We start from the raw sequence: 7,500 nt of genomic DNA, 5'->3' as shown, positions 1-7,500 counted from the left end.
GAGCATGGTATTCCAGCAGTTACTGCCGCTAGTCTGCTCGCTATGATTGGGATTTTTGACATTATTGGAACGACCTTTTCCGGATGGCTGTCGGATCGTTACAATAATCGCTGGCTGTTGTTCTGGTATTATGGACTTCGCGGTCTTTCCTTGATGTTTCTTCCTACTGCGCTGTCATCTTCGACATTTAGTTTGGGGTTGTTCATCGTCTTCTACGGTTTGGACTGGGTTGCCACAGTTCCTCCGACAATGAGATTGACGACCGATATTTTTGGCAGGGAGCAAGCAGGGATTTTGTTTGGATGGATACTGGCCGCCCATCAATTGGGAGCAGCAGTAGCTGCTTACGGTGGCGGAGTCGTCTATACGGTATTGAACAGCTACTTCTTTATGTTTATTGTCGCAGGAGCATTTTGTCTGCTCGCTTCTTTTATGGTAATGAGAATTGGAAGGAACGCGCTCAGCGTAGATGTTTCCCGGAATATGTAACGGTAAAAGCGCGAAGTTAACCCCCAAGGATTCAGTACCTTGGGGGTTAGTTTTACGCAAGGGGGGCCAGCGGGAGAGAGATACGGAAAATAGCACCGCATAACGCGCCATTTTCAACTTCAATCCGGCCATGTGAACGCTCAATGATTGCTCTGGAAATAGCCAATCCTAGCCCTACCTCGCCATTTTTCCCTTTGACAAAGCGGTGAAACAAATGAGGCAGCAAATCTTCCTGGATGCCTGCTCCATCATCAATAACATGAACGATTACAAAATGTTTCCCGACTTCCACATCGATGACGATCTTTTCTTTAGCGTGTCGTAACGCATTGCCAATGATGTTGAGAAAAGCCTGGAGCACCTTTCCCTCATCTATATGAACAATGTCGGGAGTAGTGGCGGCACGAATTTGAATGGAAATCTTTTTTTGCAGCTGGAGTGGATGAAGTCGCTCAATTGCGCGGTTCACCAACTCCGTTGCCGAATGATCGGAGGGACGAAACAAATTTTCTTCACTCTCAAGCTTCGCCAGCAAAATGATTTCGGTAACGATATGCTTTAAGCGATTTGTTTCTTCTACGATAACATCCAATCCTTTTTGTGCCGCTGCCTCTGCGAAAACACCATCGCGTATTCCTTCCGCATATCCTTGAATCGACATGAGTGGAGTCTTTAATTCGTGTGAGGCGTTCTGTAAAAATTGCCGCTGAATTTCATGAAAGCGATCAAGCTCCTGCGCCATAGAGTAGACACTCTCTGCTACTTCTGCAATCTCCCCACGGGCCGGGACAAGCTGGACGTCAGAGAATCGTCGAAACTGTATTTTTTTGATTTCTGTGGTCAGTTTATTCAACGGTCGCACCATGCTGCGTGTGATAAAAAAACTGAGCAAAATCGTCGAAACAGCCCCGATGCATACGATCAGCAACATATTTGTCGTGAGTTCCATTCGCACATCTTTCAGCCCGCGAACTGGTGATGCGAGGATAAGGCGCTGCTTTTCATCGTTTTTAAGAGGAAGATTGACAACGACATAGTCGTCTTGGCCAATGATCCAGATGTTCTTATCTTGCCGTTTCTCCGCTTTCCGTTCCAAGGCTTGCAGCCAATCGTTTACATTCGAAGAAGGCAAGGTGGTATAAAGCACTTTCTTCTTTTTACCAATCAATAGCAACTCTACCTTGCGATTGGACACGAGCAGCTTGTCCAGCTCGGAGATGTCCGCATCTGTGATTTTTTGATCGGCAAGAGTCGTTTTTTCAATCCAGAACTGGCCTTTTAGCGTCAGTTCCTTCTTTTGCTGGGCAATTAAATGGTCGAGCAAAAAAGAATTGATCAGAACAGCAGATATTCCGGTCACCAGGCAAAGGAGCAGGGCGAACATCAAGGTGATACGCAACTGGATATTCATCCTTCGTTTGGCCCCTCCATTTTGCGCAAGCGATAGCCGAATCCCCAGACTGTCTCTAGCGGGATGTGATTCAATTTTTTGCGTATGCGGCGAATCAAATCATCGACGACACGGTCGCTGCCAAAATAGTCGTAGCCCCAGACGAGCGTCAGCAATTCATCTCGGGAAAAAGCCCGATCCGGATTCTCTGACAGCAGGCTGAGCACCTGAAATTCTTTTGCAGTCACTTCTACCTCGTGCCCCAGCGAATAGACGAGTCGTTTGTCTTTATCCAATACGAGAAGACCTTCTGGAGCAGAGTTTTTACCTGGTGCTGGCGCCGCTACAGAGGCGAGTCCCGATTGTGAAGCAGGTTGACGCATATGTTCCCAACGTTTTAAAGCACGATTGACGCGCGCTACCAGCTCACGCGGGCTAAACGGCTTGGTTAAATAATCATCGCTGCCAAGCTCCAATCCGAGTATTTTGTCCACTTCCTCATCACGAGCAGAAATCATGATGATAGGCGTTTCAGATTCCGCGCGGATGCGACGGCAAAATTCATATCCGTCAATACCGGGCAACATGATGTCTAAAACCCAAAGGTCAGGGGGAGCCTGTTCTTTTAGAAAAAAGGCTTCCTCTGCCGATCCTACGGCATCTATCAGGTAGCCTTCTTTTTGCAAATAGGCGGCAACAATCTGGCGAATGTTCACATCATCATCAACTATGGCGATACGAAAGTCTTTCATCGGGTTCCTCCGCAGGGCTTATCTTCACAAGCTATTGTACAACAGTTTTTTCTCCGATCCGTTGCCAGCGCGGTTTTCCCATACTTTTCCCACACTTTTTTGCAGGCCTTACAGCTTTGTAAGATCCATGCAAGGCAAATCGATGGGAGAGACGCTTGGAAGCTTGTACAATCAAGGTAACAAACAAACGGAGGGGATACACCATGAGAAAACTAATGAAGATAGCCGTGCTGTTCTTCGGACTGCTGATCGACACCAAAACAATGATTCGCACCTCCGATTTGGAAATGATCGTTAAGCTGTAATAGTTTCGTTCAGCATTATCCAATGAATCAGAGCGGCAGGGCGTCGGGTATCCGGCGTCTTTTTTGTTTTGAAAAAGATGAGCATGGGCATGGCGATCGAGAGGCTCGCAGAATGGCAAGGGCAGGGGAGAAGTGCCATCGGCGGGTTGACTTTTAAAACATTACATATAATATTGTATTGAAAAGGATCAGGACTCGTATGGGAGAGTGAGTGTTATGTCAGAAAAAAAGGCGTTGTGGACGAAGGATTTTGTGATCCTGGCGCTCTCCAACTTTATGCTGTTTGTCGCTTTTCAGATGCTTCTGCCCACCCTTCCCGTATATGTGACTGATATGGGCGGAGATCAACTGGCGGTAGGGCTTGTCATCAGTCTTTTCACTGTGTCAGCGCTGCTTGTGCGTCCGTTTGCCGGGAAAGCGCTGGATACGATCGGGAGAAAGCCAGTCCTTTTACTCGGCTTGGCGATTTTTCTGCTGGCGGTTGCAGGCTACTATTGGATGGTCAGCGTGGCATTGGTGTTGGCGATTCGTTTTTTGCACGGGATCGGTTGGGGAATCGTCACGACGACTTACGGAACCATTGTGTCTGATATCATTCCTCGGGAACGCAGCGGAGAAGGTATGGGCTACTTCGGGATGTTCAGCAATTTGGCGATGGGCTTCGGTCCGCTTCTGGGGCTGTGGGTTTCGCAAAACTGGGGATACGGCTGGCTTTTTGCCATTTCCGCAGGCTTGACTGCGTTAGCGATGATACTGTCGCGCCTGGTAAAATTCAAACCGATTGTTCCTGCGAAAAAACAGCAAGGCAGCGTGTTAAGCGGGCTTTTGGAAAAGGCAGCGCTGTTTCCGTCCTTGTTGAATTTGTTGATCGGAATTATTTACGGAGGAATCGTCAGCTTTATTACTTTGTTCGGGATTGAGGTCGGAATCGTCAATATCGGGTTGTTTTTCTTGTTCAATGCGATTGCACTGATGGCGGTTCGGCCTTTGGCTGGGAAGTTGTTCGATCGCAAGGGACCTGTGTGGATTTTGCTTCCCGGTGGGGTTATCCTGGGCGGCGGATTGCTTTTGCTATCGTACAGTACGACTGAATGGCAGATGATCCTTGCCGCGATATTGTTTGGTATTGGTGTTGGCGGTGTGCAGCCTTCCTTGCAGGCGTGGACGATCAAACGTGTCGATCCGACCAGAAGGGGCGCGGCTACCGGGACGTTTTTCTCGGCATTTGATTTGGGGATCGGCGGTGGTGCCATGATTTTGGGGGCGATCGCCAAAATGACCAGCTTTGCCGTGATGTATCGTTATTCATTAGTAGCGCTCGGACTTTACTTGTTGATTTACCTCATTTATTTGGCCCGGCAAGGCAAAAAGACTGCTATGTCCGAATCGATTTCTTCTTGAGATCGGTTCGGCTTTTTTTATTTTTGCATAAGAAAAGCGGGTATGGCAAAACATAAGTGAATGTAAAACAGCTATGGAATAAAATGGTGTGTCGATGCTGCCGTAAAAGCGGAGCGAAAAACTGAGAAAAACAAGGGGAATCGATTGATTCGACTGGAATTTTTGGACGTGCCCTCTTTCTATATGGTATAATAACGTATTGTGATAACCAGTTGGAGGTTTACCGTTTATGGCAGAAGAAACTGCTCGGTTTCCCAAAGTCGATATTAGCCAAGAAATGAGAGAGTCGTTCATCAGCTATGCGATGAGCGTTATCGTCAGTCGCGCGCTGCCTGATGTTCGCGACGGTTTGAAGCCTGTGCACAGGCGTATTTTGTATGCCATGCATGATATGGGTCTTACTCCTGACAAAGCGTTCCGTAAATCGGCAAACGTAGTCGGGGAAGTAATGGCGAACTACCATCCGCATGGTGACTCTTCCATCTATGAAGCGATGGTAAGGATGGCTCAAGATTTTAATATGCGTTATATGCTCGTCGAAGGGCAAGGAAACTTCGGTTCTGTTGACGGTGACCCGGCAGCGGCCATGCGTTATACAGAGTCGCGTTTTTCCAAGCTGGCATTGGAGCTTCTGCGCGATATTGATAAAGAGACAGTTGATTTCACGCCTAACTACGACGGGCGCAAGGAAGAGCCTGTAGTCTTGCCTTCTCGTTTCCCGAACCTGCTTTTGAACGGTGCGTCGGGGATTGCCGTAGGGATGGCAACCAATATTCCGCCGCATAACCTGACGGAAGTCATTGATGGCGTCATTGCCATGATCGACAGTCCGGATATTACGGTTCAAGACTTGATGAAAATCATCAAAGGCCCGGATTTCCCTACAGCGGGAGAGATCCTTGGGGTAAGTGGCATTCGTCGTGCTTACGAAACGGGTCGAGGCTCAATTATCATGCGAGCGAAAACCCAAATTGAAGAGGAAAAGGGAAAACCGCGCATTATTGTGACGGAAATTCCTTATCAGGTAAACAAGGCAAGACTCGTTGAGAAGATCGCGGAGCTTGTCCGGGAAAAGAAAATCGAAGGCATTACCGATCTGCGCGATGAGTCTGACCGTAAAGGTATGCGCATCGTAATGGAGCTGCGCCGCGATGTCATTCCGAAAGTTGTGTTGAACAATCTGTTCAAGCATACGCAAATGCAGACTACTTTCGGTGTGAACATGCTGGCATTGGTCGATGGCCGCCCACGCGTCCTCAATCTGCGTGAGATGTTGTATTACTATCTGCAGCATCAACGCGTCATTATTCGCAGAAGGACCGAATACGATCTGAAGCAGGCTGAAGCGCGCGCTCACATTTTGGAAGGCTTGCGCATTGCCCTGGATCACATCGATGAGATTATCAGCCTGATTCGTTCTTCGCAAACAACGGAAGAAGCTCGCGAGGGGCTGATGAGCAACTTCGCTCTGAGCTACGAGCAGGCACAAGCGATTCTCGATATGCGTCTGCAACGCTTGACCGGGTTGGAGCGCGAGAAAATCGAGAACGAGTACCAGGAGCTGTTGGTGAAGATTGCGGAGCTGCGAGCTATTCTTGCTGATGAAGCCAAAATCTACGCGATTATTCGCGAAGAGCTGGGCGAAATCAAGGAGAAGTTCGGAGACGAGCGGCGCACCGCCATCGCTTTTGATGAAAATCATATCGAAGACGCTGATTTGATTCCGGAAGAGGATGTCGTAATTACGCTGACTCATGACGGATATATCAAACGTCTGCCTGTATCCACTTATCGTTCACAAAAACGCGGTGGACGGGGCGTTCAGGGATTGGGAACGAAGGATGACGACTTTGTTGAACATCTGTATATTACCAATTCTCATGACTACATCATGTTCTTCACAAGCAAGGGCAAAGTGTACCGTCTGAAAGGCTTTGAGATTCCAGACCTCAGCCGCACGGCAAAAGGCACTCCGATCATCAATCTGATCCAGATTGAAAAAGGGGAGCGGGTCAGCGCGGTCATTCCAGTCAAGGAATTTGATCATGAGCGATTCCTGTTCTTTGCTACAAAGAAAGGGATTATCAAGAAAACCACGCTGGAATCGTATGAGAACATTCGCAAAGGCGGACTGATTGCAGTCAATCTGCGCGAAGACGATGAGCTGATTGGTGTTCGTTTGACTGACGGGAAACAAGAGATCATTATGGGTACGCAAAAAGGGATGTCTGTGCGTTTTAACGAGGGTGACGTGCGGACAATGGGACGCAACGCAACCGGCGTGAAGGGAATTACGCTTGACGACGATGACAATGTCATTGATATGGACGTCATCAAGCCAAACGCGGAAGTTCTCATCGTAACGGCAAACGGTTACGGCAAACGGACTCCTGTTGAGGAATACCGTATTCAGTCGCGCGGTGGTAAAGGGATCAAGACGCACAATGTCACGGAACGCAGCGGGCATGTGGTCGGACTGAAAGTGGTGGAGCCAGAAGAAGATTTGATGATTATCACCACTTCCGGTATTATCATCCGCACGGAGATGAAGGGTATCTCTGTAATGGGACGTTATACGCAAGGCGTGAAGCTGATCCGTCTGTCTGAAAACGAACAGGTAGGTTCAGTAGCCAAATGCCCACCTAATGAAGATGATGACGATCTGGAGGACATGGAAGAAGCGGTTGACGGAGTTGACGCTCCATCCAATGTGGAACCAGACGATCACGAACCAACAGAAGAATAATGCCAAGATCATGAATGGAGCGCTCCGAGTTTTATGGGGCGCTCTTTTTTGAACAGAAAGTTTGCCCAAACTGTTACTTTATTCCTGCAATTGGTTTGAAATTGGAGTAAAATTGGGAAAAGAAAACTATGTGATTACAAGTTGGATCGGGTGGTGACCAGGTTGCCCATCGTGGAAGTGAAGCAACTGAACAGCGGAGCAAGATTGGCAGAGGAAGTTTATACGGCATTAGGGGGAATCCTGTTTTCAAAGGGCACCCCTATTTACGAGAAAGAAATTGAATTTCTCGAAGCTTTTATGATTAAGAAGGTACATATCGAGGAAGTTGGGACTGGATATATATCTGAGCAAACGGAAGCACCAGCGGAAGAGCCGGTGAAAAGTTCCGACAAGCCGCCTACCATCAAGCCAGCGATT

Annotated in this window: 6 protein-coding genes (2 of these 6 cut by a window edge); 4 read left to right on the top strand and 2 right to left on the bottom strand. The window is 48.1% G+C overall.

Annotation, left to right across the window (positions count from 1 at the left end; translation table 11 throughout):
* Window positions 1-489, top strand: the 3' portion of a protein-coding gene (locus IRJ17_RS04310; protein WP_242773382.1) for an MFS transporter. 786 nt of this gene lie to the left of the window's left edge; the window shows 489 of its 1,275 coding nt (coding positions 787-1,275); its start codon lies beyond the left edge, outside the window; its stop codon occupies window positions 487-489.
* 52 nt (window positions 490-541) lie between these two features.
* Here IRJ17_RS04310 and IRJ17_RS04305 read toward each other — a convergent pair whose 3' ends face one another.
* Window positions 542-1,900, bottom strand: coding sequence for a sensor histidine kinase (locus IRJ17_RS04305; protein ID WP_242773380.1), 1,359 nt, complete (start codon window positions 1,898-1,900; stop codon window positions 542-544).
* On the bottom strand, window positions 1,897-2,631 hold the full coding sequence (locus IRJ17_RS04300; protein ID WP_217023455.1) for a response regulator transcription factor: 735 nt from the start codon (window positions 2,629-2,631) through the stop codon (window positions 1,897-1,899). The genes IRJ17_RS04305 and IRJ17_RS04300 overlap by 4 nt, the downstream gene beginning before the upstream one ends.
* A gap of 521 nt (window positions 2,632-3,152) precedes the next feature.
* Between IRJ17_RS04300 and IRJ17_RS04295 the strand changes: the two genes are divergently transcribed.
* The 3 genes from IRJ17_RS04295 to IRJ17_RS04285 all read left to right on the top strand — a co-directional run.
* Complete coding sequence (locus IRJ17_RS04295; protein ID WP_173600196.1) at window positions 3,153-4,337, top strand: MFS transporter; 1,185 nt, start codon at window positions 3,153-3,155, stop codon at window positions 4,335-4,337.
* A 229-nt stretch (window positions 4,338-4,566) separates the two neighbouring features.
* Window positions 4,567-7,083, top strand: coding sequence for a DNA gyrase subunit A (gene gyrA / locus IRJ17_RS04290; RefSeq protein ID WP_173598259.1), 2,517 nt, complete (start codon window positions 4,567-4,569; stop codon window positions 7,081-7,083).
* Window positions 7,084-7,245: 162 nt separating this feature from the next.
* On the top strand, window positions 7,246-7,500 hold the 5' end (the start) of the coding sequence (locus IRJ17_RS04285; protein ID WP_242773378.1) for an HD-GYP domain-containing protein. The gene runs 837 nt beyond the window's last position; 255 of the gene's 1,092 nt are visible here — the first part of the coding sequence; it begins with the start codon at window positions 7,246-7,248; its stop codon lies beyond the right edge, outside the window.

Source organism: Brevibacillus parabrevis (assembly GCF_022701015.1).
GTDB lineage: Bacteria > Bacillota > Bacilli > Brevibacillales > Brevibacillaceae > Brevibacillus > Brevibacillus parabrevis.
Note: the sequence above shows the minus strand (reverse complement) of the source record. Positions and strands in the feature narration are given on the sequence as shown.

Bases quoted from the DNA above. Each gene is read 5' to 3' on its own strand.
- IRJ17_RS04305 (WP_242773380.1), bottom strand. From the start codon at position 1,900: ATGAATATCCAGTTGCGTATCACCTTGATGTTCGCCCTGCTCCTTTGC.
- gyrA (WP_173598259.1), top strand. From the start codon at position 4,567: ATGGCAGAAGAAACTGCTCGGTTTCCCAAAGTCGATATTAGCCAAGAA.
- IRJ17_RS04295 (WP_173600196.1), top strand. From the start codon at position 3,153: ATGTCAGAAAAAAAGGCGTTGTGGACGAAGGATTTTGTGATCCTGGCG.
- IRJ17_RS04300 (WP_217023455.1), bottom strand. From the start codon at position 2,631: ATGAAAGACTTTCGTATCGCCATAGTTGATGATGATGTGAACATTCGC.